The organism is Zhenhengia sp. (assembly GCF_046966505.1).
GTDB lineage: Bacteria > Bacillota > Clostridia > Lachnospirales > Cellulosilyticaceae > Zhenhengia > Zhenhengia yiwuensis.
This window is the reverse complement of the sequence record NZ_JBKVCH010000008.1, coordinates 26603-47009: the sequence shown is the minus strand read 5'-3', so window position 1 is coordinate 47009 and position 20407 is coordinate 26603. Positions and strand designations below refer to the sequence as shown.

Here is a 20407-nt window from a genome sequence, read left to right as displayed (position 1 = left end):
TTTTGCCCTAGTCTAATGAATTTATACTTTTCTTCGAATGTCTAAACCTGCCAAGTCTTGCGCTGTTAGATTTTCTAACAAATGCAAAGCTATGTAATAAATATTAAGAGCAATGGCAACACCTAATGTAACTTGTGTCAAAAGGCTTGAATGCTGTGGCAACAAATAAATCACAATAACTTTTGCTGTCATACCCGCTGCTGTAGCCGCAAGTGCTGGATAGAAAAACCATTTTGAAACATTAATTTTAATAGTTGTTACTTTAATGAGTCGTCTCATTTTTAAAGTCGCCGTTAAAATATTAATTCCAATATTTAACCCAATAAATCCTATAACCCCTTTGATTGGTAATAAATAATAAATTAAAACTACACTTAAAATAGCTTCTATAATTCTATAAATTAAGCAACTGTTTTGCTCCCCTAACCCCTTTAAAATACCATCTATTACAATTTCTATATACATGAACGGTGTTATAAAGACAAAGAACTGTAAGAGATGCCCTACTTGCCTATTGTTATAAATCAGTAAGCCCAGCTCCTCTCCAAAATTCCCAAATACACTTACTACAATCATAGCTAGCACCATAATAAGATGTATAGTCCTTCCCGATAAACTTTCAATACGCTCTGACATATTCCTAGCTTTTGCCCTTGCTATTTCAGGTGTCAGTACTGTAGAAGATGCTGTAAGTAGTGCTACCGGAAAAAATAAAATGGGTAGTACCATTCCTTCTATCATACCGTACATACTCATAGACTCCATTTGGGTTAGACCTGATTTTCTAAAACCTAATGGTATTAGCACATTTTGCAACAAAGTAATAATTGAACTTAAATAAGCTGTTAAAGTAATAGGTAATAGGATCTTAATAATCTGAATGAAGATATCTATACCTCTACTTGTTGATATCCCTCTATTATGCCTTCTATCCGGATCTGTTGTATAAAGGAATACCATATAAGAGAAAGAAAATACTTCTCCTAATGTCATCGCAAGGCTGATAGCCCCACAAGCATGGGCAAGTGAACCATTCCCCCACCTTTGTAGAAAAACGATAACCATAAGTACCTTAACGATCTGCTCAAATACATCTGAACTTACTGGCTTAATCATCTTCTTCACAGCATAGAAGTATCCTTTTAAACAAGACGATACTGTCATAAAAGGTACACTTAATGATAATATTCTTAGTCCTAGTATGGTTCGGCTATCTTTTATCACATGGTTTGCAATAAAAGGTGCATTAATAAAGACTAACCCCGATATAGTCACACTGGCCGCTATACTAATAATGAAAAAGACTTTCATGATTTTTCTTACGCCTTTACGATTTCCTTTTCCAAGTTCCTCTGCTACTAATTTAGATACAGAGGTACTCATACCTGCTGATGCAATGGTATAGGCCATCATATAGATGGTCATAGCCAATTGATAAAGACCTACCCCTTCTGCCCCTATTCTATTCGATATATACACTGTTGAAATCATACCTAATGTTTTCGTTGCAACAGAACCTATCGTTGAAATATAGGCACTCATCGCTAATCCTTGTTTTTTCACAGTACCACCTACTTTGTCCTATTTCTACATGCTTATTATATGTGGACAACACCGTATACTATGACTTCAATAAATCCTTTTATTTTTATCACAGATTACATTTTTTTACATAATATGTTATTAACAGCTTTATTATTAATGAATAAAAAAGGAGTTTAATCTATGGATAATCACTCAATTCTTCCAACCAGTTACGAAATTTTTTCTGATTTTGATGAACTTCAACCTGATGCTTTCGCTAATTTAAAAGGTGGTCCACTGGCCCCTAGCCTTAGAGGACGTATCTTACTGTATCAATTATCTGATGGCGTTTATATTAGAACATATATTGTAGGTATCCCCGTTAACACTACTACAGGGCAAAAAGTAGACTTCCACGGTTTCCATATTCATGAGTTTGGTAACTGCACAGTTGGAAATCCTGCTGATCCTTTTACAGCAGCTGGTGGTCACTGGAATCCAACCAATCAACCTCATCCCTTCCATGCCGGAGACCTTCCACCTATCCTCTCTACTAATGGAACAGCGATGATGTCTGTCTATACAAGTGCATTTAATGTAAGAGACGTTATAGGAAAGTCCTTTATCCTGCACGAAAAAGCCGATGACTTTATGACTCAACCTGCTGGTAACTCCGGCCTCCGCCTAGCCTGTGGCGTCATCCAGTCCACTACCCCATCCCGCAGCACTGGCTTCTTTGGAAGACGCTAGTAGCCTACCTATCCCTTACTGAAAATACAAAAAGGGCTACCCTCAGGTAGCCCTCTTCTTCTATTTATTCCATCCTCTTCAAATGTATAACATGTCCTTTTAAAATGGCCATTTTATAAGAGGTCTGTTTTCTCTGTGATATTATTTATATTTTTCCTCTAATTTGCCAAGCACTTCTAAATAAGAATCTTGTACACTCTTTTGAGCTGCTTCCTGTTCAAAAGCTAAGCATGCTTTATTAACCTCTTCAACGATTTCTTGCGGAAGCCTATTTAGTGCAAATGGATAAATGAGCTCATCTTCCTTTGCTATATGCCTTGTAAGTAAATGTGTATAGCTAATAGCGTTAGCTATCACATCAAGTTTACTTTCCTCATCCCCAGCTTTGACACGTTCAAGTGCTTCTTCAAGGTCCTTCACGTACAGTCTACCTAAATCATGTTCGACCAACATGCCGCCTTTTATCAGCTTTTCACCTAAAGCACCTAAATGGATAAGCATTTGGTTAAAAAGGCACTTTTCTTCTTTCCCATGATGGTGTTCATCTGAGTAAACCCTTATAAAATCTATAATCTTTTCAAAGTCCTCATAGCAAATAGGTTCCCCATTCATAATGCCTTTGCAAATTTGACGTACTACTATAATAAGGCGTTCAATAGCTCTATGTTCATTCATCATAATTTCTATTGCTTTCATCTCTTTACCTGCTTTCTTAATATATAAGTTTCTTACACTTATTATAGCGTCCCCTTTTTTATTTTTCTGTAGCTATAGCTACCAATTTACAAGGTCGTTTTTTCTTGTGCGAGCTTTGCTTCACATAATTTTATAAGACCTTCTTTAAATTTAATATTATCCTCTTCTGTACGTTTTTTAGGCCCTTTAAGACGCGCACCTGATTTCCTCGCAACCTTTACTACATGCCTTCTAAAAAGAAGCTGATCAATATTTCCTTCTGTATAAATAAAACCATTTTGATTAATAGCTGCTGCTTTTTTAGATAAAATCATAGCTGCTAATCCATAATCTTGAGTAACGACAATATCCTCTTTATGAACATTGTTTGCGATCATAAAATCCACTGCATCCATGCCTTTTTGTATAATAATTGTTTTAACTCCAAGCCTGTCTATCATATGTGCTGTATCACAAAAAATAACTACTTCTATACCATATTTTCTAGCTACTTTAATGGTAAGGTCTATAACTGGGCATCCATCTCCATCAATAAGTATTTTCATAACTTCCCCCCTTGCGTTTCTTCTTAGTTTCATTATATAAAAATTTATGCTGCTTGTCCCATCTTTCCTACTACTTAGGGACACTTACGAGTAAATAATCCCCACATTTTAGCTGTACCACATCACACCTTATGGCTTTAGCAACGTCTAGACTAAGTTCACTGGCTTCTTCAGGCGTACTCGCATAAAGCATAAGCCCTGCACCATTAAGTACTCTATCTTTCTTTGTTGTAACATACCCAAGATATTCTAAATAATTCGTTCTCTCATGCATGATTTACTCTCCTCTACTGATATATTTATGCTTCATAATACCATGATACTTGGTTACATTTTCAAGTAAAGGCGTCTCTTTAATAACTTGCATCATAAACATTTCATCTCTTATAATCGGTACAATAGCTACTACAATTTTACCTTCCTTATATTCCTTACGCGTAAAATGATACCGCTTTACTCCTAGCGCTCTACATACCTCAAATAGAATGGCTTGCCTTTGCCCAAAATTATCTAATGTAATACGATAATGTTGTTCCTTGGGTGTAATTACTGCGGCCATTCCTTCTTCCGCCATCATCTTATGAGCATTTTCTGTTCCTAATGTATTACATACATAAATATCATCTACAAAAAGTTCTGCTCCCTTTACTTCTACCTTTCCAATAGCTACATCAGCTACTTGTCCTACGGTCTGACCTCTTGTAAAAATCCTAAGAAAAGTAAAAGTAATGCTTCCTGCTAATACTCCTGCTCCAACCTGCATAGGGATACTATGATCTTCTAATAATTGCATCACAATCCCTGTAACCAGTGATACCATAAGCACCATATAATTGCGTGATTCAAAAGTCTTAGAAATGCCATCTATATAAGCATCTCCCCTTACTGTAAACTCTGTATTTTCAAGGGATACTAAGCTTTCTCTTTCTGCACGCCTTACATCTCTAAATTGCTGAATAGCAATCGTTAGAAAAGTCATCGCTACAAAATTTTTGGTCTTTATAGCTGGCATAGCTACAGCACCTATGGCGGCTGCTATAAATCCCAGTACACAATGTGTAAAATAGCCATTAGGGTAACTTGGATATTGTCTATAATCTAGTTTAAGTGTAATAAGTCTCGTTAATGTGCCCATAATAATGGCTGTTGTAATAAGAATGAGTGTTTCATCTGAAATCGTTGCATTATTCATAAGCCCTACTCCCCACTTGTGTTATAATCTTCCACTTAATATACCCATTCCCTCATAATTTTACTCCATCATACACATGCTACTAATAACTATAAAGTATAAGGAGTAGAATTATGAAATTATTTATTGATACAGCCAATGTAACAGATATTCGTAAAGCCAACGAACTAGGGGTTATTTGTGGCGTTACCACTAACCCTTCTCTTATCGCCAAAGAAGGACTTGTTTTTGAAGAAGTTATTAAAGAAATTTCTTCTATAGTAGATGGACCTATCAGCGCAGAAGTCATTACCTTAGAAGCTTCTAAGATGGTAGAAGAAGGTACTACCCTTGCTCAAATTCACCCTAATATTGTCATCAAAATTCCAATGTGTGAAGAGGGTTTAAAGGCTACAAAGCAACTTACTGAAAAAGGCATCAAAACCAACGTTACACTTATCTTCTCCGCTCAACAGGCACTTCTTGCTGCACGTGCCGGTGCCACTTATGTCAGTCCTTTTATTGGTAGGTTAGATGACATTGGTTTTAATGGCATGTCACTTATTGAAGACACTGCTGAAATCTTTGAAATTCATGGTATCTCTACAGAGATTATTGCCGCTAGCGTGCGTCACCCTATTCATGTTCTTGAAGCTGCTAAAGCTGGTGCCCATATTGCTACTATTCCTTACAGTGTTATTACCCAAATGATTCATCACCCTCTTACTTCTAGTGGTATAGAGAAATTTTTAGCCGATTGGGAAGGACTACAATCTAAAATAAGTAAATAGATTGTATAATAAGACGGAAAAAGGACAGTTCCACAACTCACTCATGTGTTGTAGGACTGCCCTTCTTTCATTTATAATATATAGCTCTCTTCTGTAAAGAGTTTACGGATTTCGTCTATATTCGTTGTTTTACCAAGACCAAGCATAAGTTTTAATCTTGCTTTAGGCCCTCTCATCTCTCCGCCCATAATAGCACCTAAATCTGAAAGCTCTTTACCGCCGCCTTCATAGCCATAAGATTCAAATACGCGCCCTGAACTACATCTTGAAACAATGACTACAACGACATCCTTTGAAAGTGCATATTTAACCCCTTCAAGCATTTTAAGTGGTAAGTTACCTCTGCCCATTGCTTCTACTACAATGCCTTTTGCCCCTGCATCTACTGCAAGTCTAATAAACCTATCATCCATATCGAGTACAGCTTTAATTAGGTCTACTCTATGTTCTACTTTATCTGTATCAATATGTTGTCTATATGCAATATCACGGTAAACAATCAAATCATTTGTATCAATAATTCCTAATGGACCATAAGGTGATTGGAAAGTATTAAGTGATAAAGTATTCGTTTTTGTAACCTCTGCTGCAATGTTAACTTCATTATTAAGGACAACTAACACACCTTTACCAACTGCTTTTGGAGAAATAGCTGTACATACTGCTGCTGCTAAGTTACTTGAACCATCATAACCAAGTTCTGAACTGTTACGCATGGCACCTACTACTACTACCGGCTTTGTATGATTGATTGTTAGGTCTAAAAAGTAAGCTGTTTCTTCTAGAGTATCTGTACCATGTGTTACGATAACACCTGTTATATCCTCTCTATCTAAAGTTTTCTTAATAAGTGATTTAAGTTCTAATAGTTTACTAATGGTCATATGAGGACCAGGAATCTCACATAAATTCACAACTTCTATATCTGCTAATTTATCAATATTTGAAACCATTGATAAAATTTGTTCCCCTGATAAGGTTGGAATAGCTGCTCCGATATTCTCATCTACTGTCATTGAAATGGTTCCACCGGTAAAAATAATACATACTTTTGGCTTTTTCATGTTGTCACACCCCTTTTTATTAACTGTTTCAATCATATATTTTATTTATTTTCACTTCAAGGATTTTATCACACCCCGCTTGTCTATGCATACACTATATAAGAAGGAGGTGAGTGAATGCAAAGTAAAACACCTTTAATTTATATTCCTGGACTATTCGGCTCCTTAGGCACAGAAATTCTTCCTGGTATGGGATCTTGGCACTTCGGCCCATCTCATTATACAGGCAAACGCTTTGTAAAACAGCTACTAGATTATGGATATACTATGAACACTGACCTTTTTATTATGTTTTATGATTGGCGTCAAAAAGTCGATGACCTTGCTCTTTATACATTAGGTCCTCTTATTCATAAAGTCAAACAAGCTTCAGGCGTTCCTAAAGTCAATCTTATATGCCATGGTACAGGTGGCCTTATTGCCAGAACCTATGCACAATCAGACTCTTACGACTATAGTATTAATCACATGATTCTTATCGGAACCCCCAATGCTGGTTTGATCCCTGCTTTCAGCTACTTAAATAACGGTAGCATTCCGATCACTTGTATGTCTAACCCTGACTTTATTTCTTTAAACCTCAATTTGTACCTGCAAGTTTTTTCAAAATCTAATAGAATGCATACACCATTTCTACGCAATAGTTTCCCTTCACTTGCCCAATTTATACCTTCTGGTGACTATGGAGATTATCTCTTCTATACCTATAAAAATAGAACTTATTCCATCCCCCAGCATTATATGTCCCTCACAAATCCTTTTCTAGATGACCTTAATGCTAAGGCTCACCTTTTAAAGGACCACCATATAGAGGTTACTCTATTTGGAGGCACCGGAGAGAACACTACTGAATCACTCGAAGTTATTCCTGCCTGTAATGCGGAGAAATATCATGATGGCAAGATTATTAACTGTCATCAGGGTAAACAAGGTGATGGATGCAGTTTACTAAGAAGTGTATTTGCTATAGAAGGGCAGCAATATATTCTTAATAGTGATTATGGTGAATTACTCTTGCAGAGTGCTAATTTACTCCCTTCTATTTTATAGTAAGGGAGTTTTTTGTCTCCAAAACTTCTCTACTATTTCCTCCACCTGCCCTAAATGCACACACTTTCTATCACTTAACTCTGGTGGCATCAAGCTACTGTACAGTGGACTATTAAAACGGTCATCGATAAGCACAATAACCCCTTCATCCTTTTCCGTACGAATAAGCCTTCCTACTGCTTGAAGTACCTTATTCATACCTGGATAAGTATAGGCATAGTGATAACCATCTTTGCCTTGTTCTTCAAAGTGATACTTAATTAAATCTTTCTCTAACCCTATCTGTGGCAATCCTACGCTTACCACTAGAACACCTATAAGTCTATCTTCTGTTAAGTCAATGCCTTCAGAGAAAATTCCTCCAAGCACACAGAAACCTATCTTTGTCTTTACGGGATTTACCTCAAACTGTGATAAGAATGCTTCCCTTGACTCTTCATCCATACTTGTGTCCTGCATACAAATATCATATCCCTCATAATGGGTTATAAAGTAGGCATGTACATCTTTCATATATTTATAAGAAGGGAAAAAGACCATATAATTGCCTACTTTCCCCTCGCTTACTTTTCTAATATACTCACAGATTTTCTCATAGCTTCTTTCTCTATGCTGATACCGAGTGGATACATCTGTTGCAATAAGCTTTAGAGCCTTCTCCCTATCAAAAGGTGAAGGAAGGGCAATGGCACGCTCCCCCTCTCCACCCAACATATATTTATAATAATCGATAGGCATAAGGGTAGCAGAGAAGAAAATAACACTTTTGCAGGTACTAATCATATTACCAATTAAATAAGAGGGGTCCATACAGAATAGCTTAAGCACTAAGTCTCCCTCTACTTGGTCTGCATACATAATATATCTTTCATCAAAGAACTCGTAGATTTTATTAAAGTTATAAGCTCTAAAATACAGCTCTAGCAAATCTTGAGGTAACTTATGCATAGCACCTTTTTGTAGTTTCTTATCACATTCATTAATAAAAGTTCTAAGAAGTCTATACAGCTTAGTAGGCTCTTCCTTACTAATCATACTTCCAGTCAAATCAATATAATCCTTACGAACACTTAGCATATAATCATTTAGCTTACTTAAAGACTGAGCTATTGTGGGATACTGCTTGCTAATAGAACTTCTCACACTTAGAAACTGATTTTTAGACACACTCTCGGAGTACATCTCCCTTGCTCTTTCTACTAGGTTATGGGCTTCGTCTACTAAAATCACAAAGTCCCTCTGGTCTAAAAAGCGTTTAAGCGCAACTGTAGGGTCAAAAACATAATTGTAGTCACAAATAACCACATCTGCATATATGGCTAAGTCTAAAGCTAATTCAAAAGGACATACATGATACTTCTTTGCATACGCCTCTATCACTTCTCTTGTAAATAAGTCTGTATGCGTAATAGCATCATATACGGCTTCATCTACTCTATCAAAGTGACCATCTGCATATTTACAAAAGTCTGGGTGACAATTACGTTCATCTAAGAAGCATATTTTATCCTTAGCTGTCAGGGTGATGGCCTTTACACGTGTCCCTTTATCATAAATCATCTTGATACTTTTCTCTGCTACTGTTCTTGTAATGGTCTTAGCCGTTAAGTAAAAGATGTTACCTACGTGCCCTTCTCCCATAGCTTTTAGAGCTGGAAAGAGTGTAGAGATGGTCTTACCTATACCTGTAGGTGCATTAACGTATAACTTAGCCTCATTGGTAATACTTTTATATACATTAACCGCTAGCTCCCTTTGGCCTGCCCTATAATTTTCAAAAGGGAAAGATAATGCCTTTAAGTATTTTGTGCGCTCTGCTCCCCAATCCATATAGAAACGAATCCATAGAGCGTACTTCTCTATAACCCCCTTAAAGAAGTCCTCAAGTTCTTCATAGGTATAAACTTTTAGAAGATGCTTAGTCTCCTTGGTATCGAGGTTGTAATAAGTTAAGCGTACATTCATATCTTTTAAGTGATGCTCACTTGCATAGAAATAAGCATAACACTTAGCCTGCGCCCAGTGAAGGGGATTGTAGTCTTCATCTATTACATCAAGACTTGTACGGGTAGACTTAATCTCATCTATAGTCACTGCAATAAGGTCCATCATAATTCCATCCGCACGGCCTTCTACGATAAAGGTAATCCCAGAAGCTTCACATTCATGGACAAGTTTAACCTCTTTCTCATAGTTTGCATTCATAGATTCTTGAATTTTCTTATGTGCTTTGGTCCCCTCTACAGCTCTTGCCCTACTGACAAAGGCAGCAAAAATACTACCTGAGCGCATGACAAACTCTACAAGTTCTCTTACTGATATATTTACAATCCCTTCCGTTATACGCATAATCTCTCATTTTCCCTATTTCTTATTTTTTATTTAAATTAGCAAAGAGCTCTGCAAATGCAAAGTTACCTTCATCCTCTTTCTGCTGTTGTTTCATATATTTTTGTACGGATTTCTTATCTACTTTACCTGGTTTATCTTCAAAACGCTTTTTAAAGGCACTTGCTTTTTCTCTAAATGTACACGTTGTACATACATAGATTTGTCCATCACCTTGACCGCGTAGTTCAAGTCTTTTATGGCATTGTGGGCAGCGTGCATTCGTAAACTTACTAATATTTTCTCTATGACCACAGCTTCTATCCTGACATACATACATCATGCCATGTTTGCCTTTTACTTCAAGTAGATTTTTGCCACACTCTGGGCAACGTTTACCGACTATATTGTCATGTCTAAACTTATCTGTGCTGCCCTTTACAGCGTCTACTAGCTCACCACTATACTTACGCATACGCATAGTAAAGTCTTTTGGATTTTGTTTGCCTTTACTGATTAAGTCCAGTTCTCTTTCCCATTTAGCTGTAAGAAGTGGTGACTTTAAGTCTTCTGGCACAAGATCAATAAGTTGTTTCCCTTTTGAAGTTGGTATAATACTGTTGCCATTTTTCTCAATATAGAACATATTGTAGAGCTTCTCTATAATATCTGCTCTTGTAGCAACTGTACCAATACCACCTGTCTCTCCAAGTGTTTTAGCTGCTTCCTTACTTACCTTCACGTATTTATGTGGGCTTTCCATAGCTGAAAGAAGCGTAGCTTCTGTAAAGCGTGCTGGTGCTTTCGTCTGAAGTTTTAAGCATTCTACACCTAGTACTTTAAGTTCATCTCCTACTTTAACTTCTGGTAAGTTTTCTTTGAAACCTTCTTCGCTATCTTCGTCTTTATCAAATACCATCTTCCAACCTTGTTTAAGTATAACCTTCCCTTTTGCAATAAAAGTATGGTCGCCTGCGTTAGCCTCAATAGTTGTTTGTTTATACTCACATGGTGGTAAAAGAACACTTAAGAAACGTTTAATAACAAGCTCATAGATTTTACGCTCGTCATTACTTAAGTTTGATAGCATGACACTTTCCTCTGTTGGAATAATAGCATGGTGGTCAGATACTTTGCTATTATCTACGAAATGTTTGCTCGGTTTAATGCCATTTTGAAGAATGCTCTTTACTGCTGCTCTATAAGGTCCCACGCTAACAGCTTCTAAGCGATCTTTCAGTGTTGGCACAATGTCCTGGGAAATATAACGTGAATCTGTTCTTGGGTAAGTAAGGACTTTATAGTTTTCATAGAGTCTTTGCATAATAGAAAGGGTCTCTTTTGGGCTCATGCCATAAAGTCTATTGGCATCTCTTTGAAGCTCTGTTAAGTCATAAAGAGCAGGTGCATAAGCTTTTTTATTCGTCTCATCTACCTTTGTGACTTTAAGTGTCTTACCTTCTACTTCATCAGTAATTTTCTTAGCTACATCACTTTTATAAATATGAGGCCCTTTTGCACCTTGCCAATCTAGAGTGAAGCCTTTAACCTTTGCTTTAAGGTTAAAGTAGTCTTCTGGTTTGAAATTTTTAATTTCTTCTTCTCTTGCTACAATCATAGCAAGAGTTGCTGACTGTACACGTCCCGCTGAAAGCTGTGCATTATACTTACAAGTAAGAGCACGTGTTACGTTAAGCCCTACTACCCAGTCCCCCTCTGCACGGCATACTGCTGCTTCATAAAGGTGATCGTATTCTTTAGCAGGATGAAGATGTTTAAATCCATCTAAAATAGCCTTGTCCGTTACAGAAGAAATCCATAGGCGTTTCATGGGCTTATTCACCCTAGCTTTTTCAATAATCCACCTTGCTACAAGTTCGCCTTCACGTCCAGCATCTGTAGCAATAATGATTTCATCTACATCCTTACGATTCATCTGCTCTTTAACAGCATTAAACTGCTTACCGCCGCCTTTAAGTACGACTAATTTCATTTGCTTTGGAAGCATTGGAAGAGACTCCATTGTCCAAGTCTTATATTTATCATCATAAGCTTCTGGGTCTGCAAGTCCTACTAAGTGACCTAATGCCCAAGTTACAATATAATCATTACCTTCTATATATCCATTGCCTTTTTTGCTGCATTTTAGAACACGTGCAATATCACGTGCTACGCTTGGCTTTTCTGCTAATACTAATTTCTTTGCCATTTATATAAACTCCTTTAAAGTTTTAGTTCTATCTCTTCTTATCATAACATACTTTGTATAGACCTGAAACGTGGCCAAGCTACTTAGAAAGGAGGTCTTTAAATGCTTGAACACCTCATTAACCAATATCTTCCTACCCTTATTCATCTGCTTGAAACAATGGGTATCATTGTCCTTGCCGTAGGGGCTTTTGATGGCTTTTACTGCTACCTTAAAGGCCTCTTACATAACAATTTCACTATTACCAAAAGCCACTTTGCTAACTCGATGGCCATGTCTTTAGAGTTTAAGTTGGCTGCCGAAATTCTTAAAACTGTGCTCGTTCGTACTTTAGATGAGATTATCATCCTTGGTGCTATTATACTCTTACGTGCCCTTATGACGCTTATTATTCATTGGGAAATAAAACAAGATGCACATGCCGATTAGCATGTGCATCTTGTTTTATTTTGTAAGTTCCATATAGTATTCATAACGCGAAGCCACATACTGCCCTTCAGTATATTCAAAGACTTCATCATTTTGATCATAGCCTACTCTTTTTAAAATAAGCATAGGTCCTTTTTTATTACAGTTTAATTCTTTAGCAAGAACTTCATCTGCAAGACCTGCGGTAATGCGCTGTTTAATCTTAGAGATTTCTATTCCTTGTTCTCTTCTTAAATATTCATAAAGAGACTCATAGTATAAATTAGAATCTAAAGACATATCTATTGTACTTTTAATATAGGTTTTAAAGCGTACAATAGGAATACCATTAATACACCTCACCCTGATTAATTCATAAACAGGCATGCCTTTATCAATACCTAACGCTTCTGCGCAGTCCGCATCAGCCTTTACCAATTTAATTACAGCAGAGGCGGTGGTAGGGATAATCCCTTTTGCCTTCATTTCATCCGTGAAGCCTTCTATCTTTAATAATGGTTCGGATTTCCTATATTTTAGTACGATAGTGCCTTTACCTTTAATACGCTCAACATATCCCTTTTGTTCTAGTTCACCAATGGCTGCCCTTACCGTAATACGGCTTACACCATATTTTTCTTCATAATCAATCTCTCTAGGTAAGAGTTCACCCTCTTTATAGACACCAGTTTCAATATCTGACTTAATAATATTGATTAACTGCTCTTTTAGCGTAGGTGCGCCTTTACTTCTTACTAACATATAAGTCCTCCTACTTCTACTTTCTTATCTTACATAAGCCTTAATTGTAGCAAGTTTTTTCCCAACAGATGGTCCATGTGGTCTAATAGTATAAGCTTTAACACTTTCAGGAATGATAAATGTCTCTGCATAATGTACAACAAACGGTTCAAACTCACCTGTAGGACTTTCTACAACAGCTTCTTCACCTTCTACTAAATTTAACACATTTACACTGCCTTGTGTAGTGTGGTGTACAGTTTCTGTAAACCAATGTCTACGTGTTTCAATGAATTCACGCTCGTGTAGGCCTGTACGTTCTTCTATATAGCCTTCACCTTCTGCCACTTGCTCTATTGGGTTTACAAGTTCTCTTTCTACCCAAGCGGTTGTACGTGTCCAGTCGATTACTTTTTCACCATGCTCAATATGAATAGGGCGTGGCAGACCATCTAGACCAAGTCTATCCCAGTCCCAAAGCTTAAACGTAAAGATATAAGGTGTTGCACTAATTTCAAGTACCATCGTATCTTTACCAGAGCAGTGAATAGTTCCTGCTGGAATAAGGAAATGGTCATGCTTTTTCACATCAAAAGTATTAATATACTTCTCAGCATCAAAGCTCATTTCACCCCTTTGAGCCGATTTTAAGTCTTCTATCATCTCTTCGGGTTTAATACCTTCTTTAACACCTAGATAAACTTTCGCTTCTTCTTTACAATCTAGTATGTAATAACTCTCATCTTGGGTATAGTGCATACCAAAGGTTTGCTGGATGTACTCTGTAAGAGGATGCACTTGTAAAGATAGATTTTGTCCTCCCATTGTATCTAGGAAGTCAAAACGAATCGGGAACTCTGTACCAAATCTTGCATGAACTTTAGTCCCTAATAAAGCTTGTGGTCTATAGAACACAACATTAGTAGAAGGTACTTCAATTCTTACATCACCATATCGAAGGTATAAGCTATTCTCTTCTGGTACCCCATCAAAGCTCCACGCAAAGTTTTCAGCTTCTCTATCTAGGTCACATACTTCCTTCATCCATTGACCACCCCATACCCCTGCATCGAAGTATGGAACAACCCTAAATGGTCTATGTGCCGTCTCATGAAGTCCTGCAAAGAAGGCTTCACCACTTACAAGTTTAGGTTCATTTGCTACATTTGTATCAAGCACATAATCAAAGTTCTTGTAGTTAGCAACTTTGTGTCTATCTGCCATACGCCATTCTACAAAGAAACCTCTTTTGTACTTGGTTAAAATAGGTGCATCACTATTTTCTACATTCCAGTTAGACATTCCCTTACGGTAACGCATCTGGATTTCCCATCTTGCAAGGTCTGCAAAGATGTAGATATCTCCTGTTGTAATAAGCCCTGCTCCCGTTCCGCATACAAGTACATTCCCTTCGGCCTGTTCAAGTTGTACTTTAGCTTCTTCTATCTTTTCAGCTCTAAAAACATCTTGGAAATTCTTTGTTGTAAGAACACCAAATACACGGTCTTCTGTAAGATACGCATCAATGGCTGCTGTTAAAGCTTCCCCTTGAAGTGCACACTCATCTGAATAAATCACTTTATCAAACTTAAGTTCACTTAGTCCTTCTACAACCTCTTTTACATCTACACCTGGGTAGCAGTCTACTACCACTACATTTTTAGCACTTGGTTGTAATCTATCTTTTAATACTGCTGTAATCTGGTCATAACCTTGCCATGCGCAGTTATCATAACCTTTTACTTTAACCTCTGGATATTTATCATATCTCGTCATAATCTGTTCCTCTCCTAGTCAATCATAAATGTAACAACACCGTAATCTTCATCCTTCATAGCCTTAAAGCTTTCAGTAACATTTTCTGTTTCTATCATATTTAAGCTATAGCAGAATTCTGTAATACCTGATAAATCCATTTTGAAGTTTGTTTCCCAGATATTATTCATAATCCAAGAGTATACATCACGTTGGTTGTTTTCTTCTTTGTTATCACATAATAAAATTGGATGATGTTTAAGTTCTCCCATATAAATCATTGGGGCATCTTTTGTTTGGATTAAAATACTGCTCTTTTCTGTTTCATAGACTAGGCCATTGTCGATAAGGTAGTATTCCATACAAGTTCCTGGAAGCTGGTCTACCCCTGGTTTAAAGGTAACATCACTCTTATCCATATAAAGTGTTCTACCAGGTAGATCTAATGTCAGAGGAAGTAAGATATTTTCAATGTCTTCTGAAAGTGTTTTAGCAATTTTATACTTGAACTCAATCTTTGGCAGTTCATTGTACATTCTAATCACTACAGAGCTGAAATAGGTACCTTCTAATTTATAAATAAGCTCTATGGTTTTGAAAACTTTACCGTTATCGATAAGTTTAACTTCTGTTAATTCTCCTATATATTTCTTAGCATGAAGTCCTCTAATATTTCTACCTAGGAGACGTCTTTCTTCATAGATATCTGTACGAATTTCTGTATTTTCATAGATTGGTGTGAAGAATTTTGCATCTCCTTCTTTAAGCATCTCTCTTTCTTCTACTTTATTATAGAAGGAAGTAACCCCTTTACCCATTTCATAACCAATTCTAAAATAATCACTTTCAATTTGATATGGAAGTGTATAAGTTACTGGATCATAGCTATTAATGATATCTTTAACTCTTTCAGAGCCCATGTAAGCTACACGTGAATTATTTTTTAGGGCTACTTTAGGTACCTCTTTAAACGTATAAACTTTTTCTTCAAAAGCATTGAAGTCGTCAATAAAGCTAATCAGTACCCCTCTTGGATGGCTTGAAATTTGTATATCCATTACTTTACCTGTCGCCACCTCTACAACTTCTACATCATCATAGCCCCATACTTCAATGTAGAATTCTACTACTTTTTTACCTGCACGGTCTGAAGTATTGATCGCTTTAATCTTACCATCTCTATCATAGTATCTTAATTTATCCCCCCTGCTGTGTAGGATACGGTTAAGATTCTTAGCAGCCGCTTCATGTGCCTTAGAAGCATAACTATTTTTACGAATATCAAGGTTTTGTACCATCGTATCATAAGGATTTGTAATAGTTGAAGAATGCCCCCATGTATGCTCTGAATAAACCAGTAAGTTATCTTCTGCATCTCTTACAAACTGTTCTTTCATTACTTTATGTTCAGGGTCTAGCCTTTCACATAAGTGGTACATACGTTGTGCGTCTTTATAATGTTTAACAGGATATGGTGTACTCCCTACACCGTGTGCCCACCAATCTGTTAAATCACCTTCGTAAGTTGGAATCTCACCTAATCTATCCCTAATAGCCTCATAAAGCTCTGCTACTGTTACCATTTTAATTTCAACTTGGTCACCATAAGCCTTATTAAATTCTTGTATCATAGTAAGGATATCCATGTTTGGTGGTGCATTATCACTAAATACGCCTGATACACTTGTTGGGATAAAGTCATATGGGTAATCATTGTCTGCACATTCTTTAAGGTAATCATAAAGATTATCTTTTAAGCTCTCTACTGGCGTCTTTGGTTTTGCTCCCGCAAAATAATTTTGTGTCATAAAGTTAGCATGCTTATTAGGTACAAGTCCTAAAGCATTCCCTAAGTTATAATGCTCACCACTCCATACAAGTAATTTTTTACCTGCTTTATTTTGCCAATAATAAGGTTTTTGATTTTGATAAAGCGGGTACATTCCATGGTGACAGTGAATATTCATGTACAAGAACTCAATATCATTATCTAAAAGTGCATCTAATGCTCCAAGTGAAATCCCATTAATATCTGCATTCATAGCAACTTTAACAGGTACTTCATATTGCTTGAAGTAATCTACCATCTCTTTTGTACGTTTTGTCAATACTGCTTTATCTACTAAATCTGTAAAGTTTAAATAAGTTGCTGATAAACCAATACCATTTGCCTTGATACGTTCTATAAACGCTTTTCTTTCTTCTTCATCTACTTCTTCAAGGAATTTTTCTACGCAATAGTATGTTTCACAATTCCATCTAAATTCTGGAACTTCTTCAGTCATTTTAACTGCTGAGCGGATATAATCGATATGGTTGTACATAATTTTTTCTTGTAAATCTGTATAACCTATGTCTGTATGAGAATGATGAATAACATAAACCTGCCATTTACGATCAAGCATAATAGCCCTCCTAATAACCTCATGGGAATTTTTAAATCTATTTTGATGTTATCATATGTTATAACATATTTCAATATGTTATAATGTTTAATGTCATATTATAATATATTTTAGAAAGGATTACTTTATGAATACATTTATCGCCTTAGATGTAGGTGGAACTTCTATTAAAACAAGTGTTATTACGCCTAATGGTACACTCCTTACACCGGGTATTACCCACTCCCCTTCTCTTGCAAAAGAAGATAAGGAAACCTTATTAAATCATTTTACTCATATTATTTTAGATAAAATTAAAGAAGCACCTTATCCTATACATGTTACAGGTATAGGTATGGCTTTCCCTGGTCCTTTTGATTATGAAAAAGGTATTTCTCTTATGCAAAATATTAATAAATACGATAGTTTGTACGGCATCTGTCTGAGTAAAGAAATCTTATTACGACTTAGAAAAAATAAACTTTTTAATGAGGTTGCAAGTCATAGCTGTAAAATTAAATTTGAAAATGATGCTAGCTTATATGCTTTAGGAGAAACTGTATTAAACCAAGACCTTATACAAGGTAAGGTTCTTTGTCTTTGCATCGGTACAGGACTTGGCTCAGCCTTCTTAGAAGATGGCAAGCTTATTACAAATCATCCTAATGTCCCACTTAATGGCTGGGTTTATGATACTCCTTTTCTTGATAGTATTATTGATGATTATATTTCTGCTAGAGGTATTCTTAAACTACATGAAAGCCTCCATCATGTCCTTGTAAATGATGTTAAATCCATCTATGATTTAGCCTTAGAAGGTTGTGAATCTTCTCTTAAAACTTTCGATATCTTTGGCGCCCGCTTTGCTCAGGCTATTACATGTTTCTTACAAACCTTTCAACCAAACACCCTAGTCCTGGGCGGGCAAATTGCTAAAAGCTTCCCTCTTTTTAAAGATAGCTTCTTAGGGCAATTACAGAAAGTAGCACCCGATCTTACTGTTACATTAAGCCTAGATTCTTCTTTAAGTACTTTAGTAGGTGTTACAAGACTCTTTGAATAGTTCTCATTTTCATCTTTTAGAGATTATAGGGATTATTATAGTTATGATAGGACCTTTTAAATGATTTTATCACTCCCTTAAGAGCCTTATCGTTAAAAATCATTACATAAAGAAAAGCCTTTAAGTACTTTAATAACGTACTTAAAGGCTTTTTATCTTTGCTTTTATTTATCTTCACGTAATAAGTAATCATTACCGTCTTGATCTTTAAAACTAAACATTTTGCCATATGGCATAATCATAATATCTTGCACTTCCACACCATTTGCTTTCATCTTCATATGTGCGACTTCAATATCTTTTGTGCTTAAAAGAATGCTAGGATGTGTTAAAGCCATATCTGGTTTCTGCATCTGCATTAATGCCTTATTATATAACACAAAAGTAGTAAAAGCTTCTTCACTTGGACCTACTTCAAGCCATGTCATATTTGGCCCCATCTGTGCCTCAAACTTTACTACAAATTCCATTTTCTCTGTCCAGAATTTCTTTGCTTCTTCTTGATCATTCACATAAAGTGTAATTTTACCAATTTGATTAATCATGATGTTCTCCTTTGTTGTCTGTTTCTTTTACTATAACATGGCGTTTGAGCAAATTCAAACATATGTTCGATTTCAAATTTTCTTAACTACTCTTTATGAGATTGTCTTAATCCATTCCTTTTATACAATGCATGGCGTAAAGTCCGCCTCAAAGTTTGCCTAATGAAATCCTATGTAACCTCTCTTATTGTTCGTAGTCTACAACGACCCTTGATGTAGCTACCTGTCTTACAAGATTATTGGCTACCTCTAAATGCTTTGGATGTGCTTGATAGAAAGCAAGTGCTTCTTTGCTTTCTAATACAGAATAAAGTACTACATCATAAGCAGTTTCTGCAGGATTAAAGTTCATCCCCACTTCTATTTCTACAAGCCCCTCTATTTGCCCTTTAAGCCCTTCAAGTCCAGCTTTAATCTTTGCCATGACTTCTTCCTTACTCCCATGTACCGGGTGCTCTGCTACTTTCCACATTACAATATGTTTAACCATTTTATCCTCTCCTCTAACCTTTTATTAAAATAGCTTATATAAAAAAATATACACCCAATCCACTAAAAAAACACCCTAAAAGGGTGTTTTTTTAAGCTTTATATCCTATTAATTCTTTTACTATTTCCCCAGCAATAATAAGACCTGATACAGAAGGTACAAAAGCTACTGAAGCTGGAATTTGTCTTCTTGTCCAACCTGAAGCTGGGATTTCACCTGGTTCTGGTTGTGATGGTTTAAGAGGCGTCTCTTTTGAATAAACTACTTTAAGTTTTTTTACGCGTCTTTTTTTAAGCTCTTGGCGCATAACTTTTGCAAGTGGGCACACACTTGTCTTATAAATGTCACTTACCTCTAAACGCGTAGGATCCATTTTATTTGCTGCTCCCATAGCACTTATAATAGGTATGTTTTTCTCCTTACATCTTACTACAAGGTCAATCTTAGAAGTTACCATATCAATAGCATCTACTACATAATCATATTCTTCGCTAAGCATACTTTCTGCAGTTTCTGCATTATAAAGCATTTGATAAGTTGTTACCTTAGCATCTGGATTAATAAGCGCAATACGCTCTTTCATTACCTCAACTTTTGGTCTACCTACCGTCTCTGTAGTAGCATGAACTTGTCTATTAATATTACTTACACAAACAGTATCGCTATCTATAAGCACTAGATGGCCTACACCTGTTCTTGCTAAAGCTTCTGCTGTATAAGAACCTACACCACCTACCCCAAAGATAGCTACTGTACTATTTTTAAGTGTTTCCAGTGCTTCTGAACCTAAGAGCATCTCTGTTCTTTGAAAAGCATGTAACATATGTGGAATCTCCTTTTATATCTTCACTAAATACTTATTTAATAAATATTCTTCTTTATTATAACAAGAA

The 20407-nt window shown here is 36.2% G+C and carries 19 protein-coding genes; 5 read left to right on the top strand and 14 right to left on the bottom strand.

Annotated features, from left to right (window positions below; genetic code table 11):
• Positions 1-21: 21 nt before the first annotated feature.
• Entirely contained in the window at positions 22-1563 is a 1542-nt protein-coding gene (locus ACLTBU_RS10130) for an oligosaccharide flippase family protein (protein ID WP_320650605.1), read from the bottom strand.
• A gap of 162 nt (positions 1564-1725) precedes the next feature.
• Here ACLTBU_RS10130 and ACLTBU_RS10125 point away from each other — a divergent pair, with 162 nt between their 5' ends.
• Positions 1726-2274, top strand: a complete 549-nt coding sequence (locus tag ACLTBU_RS10125; protein ID WP_412218757.1) for a superoxide dismutase family protein — start codon at positions 1726-1728, stop codon at positions 2272-2274.
• A 141-nt stretch (positions 2275-2415) separates the two neighbouring features.
• On the opposite strand, the gene ACLTBU_RS10120 is transcribed toward ACLTBU_RS10125, so the two are convergent.
• The 4 genes from ACLTBU_RS10120 to ACLTBU_RS10105 form a co-directional block, all read right to left on the bottom strand.
• Complete coding sequence (locus ACLTBU_RS10120; protein ID WP_412218756.1) at positions 2416-2970, bottom strand: hemerythrin domain-containing protein; 555 nt, start codon at positions 2968-2970, stop codon at positions 2416-2418.
• A gap of 86 nt (positions 2971-3056) precedes the next feature.
• Complete coding sequence (locus ACLTBU_RS10115; protein WP_177671832.1) at positions 3057-3515, bottom strand: YaiI/YqxD family protein; 459 nt, start codon at positions 3513-3515, stop codon at positions 3057-3059.
• Between the two features lie 70 nt (positions 3516-3585).
• Entirely contained in the window at positions 3586-3789 is a 204-nt protein-coding gene (locus ACLTBU_RS10110) for a capping complex subunit for YIEGIA (protein ID WP_320650601.1), read from the bottom strand.
• A gap of 3 nt (positions 3790-3792) precedes the next feature.
• On the bottom strand, positions 3793-4707 hold the full coding sequence (locus ACLTBU_RS10105) for a YIEGIA domain-containing protein (protein ID WP_412218755.1): 915 nt from the start codon (positions 4705-4707) through the stop codon (positions 3793-3795).
• A gap of 113 nt (positions 4708-4820) precedes the next feature.
• Here ACLTBU_RS10105 and fsa point away from each other — a divergent pair, with 113 nt between their 5' ends.
• Positions 4821-5477, top strand: a complete 657-nt coding sequence (gene fsa, locus ACLTBU_RS10100; protein ID WP_177671829.1) for a fructose-6-phosphate aldolase — start codon at positions 4821-4823, stop codon at positions 5475-5477.
• Between the two features lie 71 nt (positions 5478-5548).
• On the opposite strand, the gene ACLTBU_RS10095 is transcribed toward fsa, so the two are convergent.
• On the bottom strand, positions 5549-6541 hold the full coding sequence (locus tag ACLTBU_RS10095; protein ID WP_320650599.1) for an asparaginase: 993 nt from the start codon (positions 6539-6541) through the stop codon (positions 5549-5551).
• Positions 6542-6658: 117 nt separating this feature from the next.
• Between ACLTBU_RS10095 and ACLTBU_RS10090 the strand changes: the two genes are divergently transcribed.
• The gene (locus ACLTBU_RS10090; protein ID WP_412218754.1) at positions 6659-7591 is read left to right on the top strand and encodes an esterase/lipase family protein; all 933 of its coding nucleotides are present in this window, start codon (positions 6659-6661) and stop codon (positions 7589-7591) included.
• On the opposite strand, the gene ACLTBU_RS10085 is transcribed toward ACLTBU_RS10090, so the two are convergent.
• Together ACLTBU_RS10085 and ACLTBU_RS10080 are read right to left on the bottom strand one after the other, a co-directional pair.
• Positions 7586-9940, bottom strand: coding sequence for an ATP-dependent DNA helicase (locus ACLTBU_RS10085; protein ID WP_412218752.1), 2355 nt, complete (start codon positions 9938-9940; stop codon positions 7586-7588). The genes ACLTBU_RS10090 and ACLTBU_RS10085 overlap by 6 nt on opposite strands.
• A 22-nt stretch (positions 9941-9962) precedes the next feature.
• Positions 9963-12128: a DNA topoisomerase III gene (locus tag ACLTBU_RS10080; RefSeq protein WP_412218751.1), complete on the bottom strand. Its 2166-nt coding sequence runs from the start codon at positions 12126-12128 to the stop codon at positions 9963-9965.
• A 102-nt stretch (positions 12129-12230) separates the two neighbouring features.
• On the opposite strand from ACLTBU_RS10080, the gene ACLTBU_RS10075 reads away from it, so the two are divergent.
• Positions 12231-12557: a DUF1622 domain-containing protein gene (locus tag ACLTBU_RS10075; protein ID WP_177671824.1), complete on the top strand. Its 327-nt coding sequence runs from the start codon at positions 12231-12233 to the stop codon at positions 12555-12557.
• A 15-nt stretch (positions 12558-12572) separates the two neighbouring features.
• Here ACLTBU_RS10075 and ACLTBU_RS10070 read toward each other — a convergent pair whose 3' ends face one another.
• Genes ACLTBU_RS10070 through ACLTBU_RS10060 form a run of 3 tightly spaced genes read right to left on the bottom strand, consistent with a single transcriptional unit; the run spans position 12573 to position 17437 of the window.
• Positions 12573-13298: a GntR family transcriptional regulator gene (locus tag ACLTBU_RS10070; protein ID WP_177671823.1), complete on the bottom strand. Its 726-nt coding sequence runs from the start codon at positions 13296-13298 to the stop codon at positions 12573-12575.
• 24 nt (positions 13299-13322) lie between these two features.
• Positions 13323-15053, bottom strand: a complete 1731-nt coding sequence (locus tag ACLTBU_RS10065; protein ID WP_412218749.1) for a class I mannose-6-phosphate isomerase — start codon at positions 15051-15053, stop codon at positions 13323-13325.
• A 14-nt stretch (positions 15054-15067) separates the two neighbouring features.
• A complete protein-coding gene (locus ACLTBU_RS10060) occupies positions 15068-17437 on the bottom strand; it encodes a hypothetical protein (protein ID WP_412218748.1) in 2370 nt (789 codons plus the stop codon).
• Positions 17438-17564: 127 nt separating this feature from the next.
• Here ACLTBU_RS10060 and ACLTBU_RS10055 point away from each other — a divergent pair, with 127 nt between their 5' ends.
• Positions 17565-18479 carry an ROK family protein gene (locus ACLTBU_RS10055; RefSeq protein ID WP_412218746.1) on the top strand — a complete coding sequence of 305 codons (915 nt, stop codon included), beginning with the start codon at positions 17565-17567 and terminating at the stop codon, positions 18477-18479.
• Between the two features lie 164 nt (positions 18480-18643).
• Here ACLTBU_RS10055 and ACLTBU_RS10050 read toward each other — a convergent pair whose 3' ends face one another.
• The 3 genes from ACLTBU_RS10050 to ACLTBU_RS10040 form a co-directional block, all read right to left on the bottom strand.
• Positions 18644-19024 carry a VOC family protein gene (locus tag ACLTBU_RS10050; RefSeq protein ID WP_320651248.1) on the bottom strand — a complete coding sequence of 127 codons (381 nt, stop codon included), beginning with the start codon at positions 19022-19024 and terminating at the stop codon, positions 18644-18646.
• Between the two features lie 184 nt (positions 19025-19208).
• Positions 19209-19514, bottom strand: coding sequence for a Dabb family protein (locus ACLTBU_RS10045; protein WP_177671818.1), 306 nt, complete (start codon positions 19512-19514; stop codon positions 19209-19211).
• Positions 19515-19605: 91 nt separating this feature from the next.
• A complete protein-coding gene (locus tag ACLTBU_RS10040; RefSeq protein WP_177671817.1) occupies positions 19606-20337 on the bottom strand; it encodes a ThiF family adenylyltransferase in 732 nt (243 codons plus the stop codon).
• Positions 20338-20407 lie beyond the last annotated feature (70 nt).